Here is a 609-nt window from a genome sequence, read left to right as displayed (position 1 = left end):
GGTGCTCATCAGTTGCGTGCTCGCAGTCGTCACCTACAGCCGGCTCCGGTTGCGCCGTCCGCGCCGGGGCTGACCGACCACGACGGCGGCCCGGCTGGTGTGCGTGAGTGTTGTCGCAGTCGGCCGGGCTCCACCAGAGCCGTGGCTCAACGCACGGCTGGACCGCGATCGCCGGCCATTGCGACGGCATCGCGGACGAGGGCATCCGGATCCGTCGCCAGGCGGCGCAGCTCGGCGTCGTATCGCCCGCGCGCGTCCGGTGTGAGCGCCGTGTCCGTCAGCACGAACACGCCGTGCCGCCGCACCGCGGCCCAGGGCGAAGCGAGTCCCACGAACGCGGCCTCGGCCTCGTCCGCGTCGATCGTGCAGTACCCGCTGCCGGGAGMSAGSCGATCGCACACCGCGTCGTGCAGCGCGGGATGCTCGGTCAGCGCAGCCTCCAACGGGCCGTAGTCCAACGGCTGGTGGACGCCGACGTCCCGGAAGGACGTGTACGGGGCGGTGAGCCCGCGGACGGCGACCTCCCGGGGCAGCCGATCGAGCCGGGCCGTCACCAGGTCCATCCGGCCGAGACGGGAGAGCGCCGCCGCTGCCCAGGCTCGATCGGGT

1 protein-coding gene is annotated in these 609 nt (G+C 73.4%); it reads right to left on the bottom strand.

Going from position 1 to position 609, the window contains the following annotated elements; genetic code table 11:
• Positions 1–146 precede the first annotated feature (146 nt).
• The coding region (locus AC1DYG_RS18835) for a hypothetical protein (protein ID WP_477641397.1) at positions 147–609 on the bottom strand (463 nt) is incomplete at its 5' end.

The organism is Pedococcus sp. P1_H8, assembly GCF_056405175.1.
The sequence above is the reverse complement of the archived record's forward strand: the minus strand, read 5'-3'. Positions and strand labels throughout refer to the sequence as shown.